A 1,551-nucleotide genomic window follows, 5' to 3' on the forward strand; every position below is an offset into this window, starting at 1 on the left:
ATCTGGCTGTCGGAAAAACGTGACCTCTTCATGCAGAATCTCCCTGCGTGTAGCTTACGGAAAATTCTACTTTTGATCACCGCTGTTTTTCGGGGGGATTACCATATGACCTGACTGACCGATATTCCGGCCCGACCCGATGGGTCACCACATGACCAAAGCGACCGGGGTGCCTGACCCCTTCGTGGTCGCTTATCGTGATGCATGCAGATGCATGGCACCGAATACGCACCCTCACCGAATTGTCGGCGACCAGCTCAGGTGCTGAGCCATACGTTATTCCGGAGAACCGCTTTCAGCGACGACACTTGTGGTGTTTGACCGGCCATGGTTCGATATGGGATGGAATTTTCGTCATTGCTAAGGATCAGCATGCCTCGCCCGAGAGAACAGCAAATCTCGTTGTCTGACACGCCCTATTACCACGTCGTTTCCCGCTGCGTTCGGCGGACCTTCCTGTGCGGTGTGGATGACCAGACCGGGCAAAGCTATGAACATCGCCGTCAATGGATTGAGCAACGCATCCGGTTACTATCATCGATTTTCACCATCGACCTCTGCGCCTATGCGGTCATGTCCAACCACTACCACCTGGTGGTAAAACTTTACCCCCAACAGGCTGAAAGCTGGAGCGATGACGATGTTCTGAATCGGTGGACCAGCCTGTTCAAAGGCCCATTGCTGGTCCAGCGCTATCAATCAGGAGAAGACCTGCATGAGGCCGAACTACGCTCCGTTAAACAAACCATCGGCGTTTACCGGCAACGGCTGACCGACCTTAGCTGGTTCATGAAGTGCCTGAACGAATCCATCGCCCGGGAAGCTAATCGAGAAGACGATTGCACGGGACATTTCTGGGAGTCCCGTTTCAAGTCGCAAGCCTTGCTTTCAGAGCAGGCCTTACTGAGTTGCATGGCCTATGTGGACCTGAATCCGGTCCGTGCAGACATGGCAAAAACACCAGAAACTTCAGACCACACCAGTATCCAGGAACGGATTGCCTCCAGATTCAATCTTGCAGAGGCGGTCCAGTCACAGACCGCGCAGTTATTTCTGAAGCAGTTCCCCCTCCCCCTCAAACCGCTATTGAATTTCGAAGGCGCAGCCAGGAACGAGCCGCAACTTGGCATCCTGTTTTCACTGAGCGATTACCTGGAGCTGGTCGACTATACCGGACGAATTATCAATCCCGACAAGCGCGGACACATAGCCGAACACCAACCGCCCATCCTGAAAAGATTCGAACTGACTGCCGAGGACTGGCTTGCCGAAGCCACGGAATTCGAAGACCGGTATCACGACAACCACCGGGCTCACCTGGACCGGCGACGATCCGCGGCCTAACCCAAAAACCCGGCCTTATTAATCCATACCCTTCATACTGGCCCCCGTCAGGGCCACTGCCTGACTGTAATTTAGCCTTAGCGCTGACTTTTTAACCAGAACTGCGTATTCCAGGCCAAGGTTGCCACTGATTCCAGACGAAGCCTGCCACCCATTCCACGCGAAAGCTGCCACTGATTCCACGGCAAAGCTGCCACCCCGGCAGGC

General features: G+C 54.5%; 1 protein-coding gene. It reads left to right on the top strand.

What is annotated here, in order from left to right:
• Positions 1-372 precede the first annotated feature (372 nt).
• Positions 373-1,344: a transposase gene (locus tag ACFOZ5_RS13470; protein WP_379888161.1), complete on the top strand. Its 972-nt coding sequence runs from the start codon at positions 373-375 to the stop codon at positions 1,342-1,344.
• Positions 1,345-1,551: the final 207 nt, after the last annotated feature.

Source organism: Marinobacter lacisalsi, from assembly GCF_042651045.1.
Classification (GTDB): domain Bacteria; phylum Pseudomonadota; class Gammaproteobacteria; order Pseudomonadales; family Oleiphilaceae; genus Marinobacter; species Marinobacter lacisalsi.

What these genes read in the sequence shown, in the direction of transcription:
- ACFOZ5_RS13470 (WP_379888161.1), top strand. Translation starts at nt 373, where the DNA reads ATGCCTCGCCCGAGAGAACAGCAAATCTCGTTGTCTGACACGCCCTAT.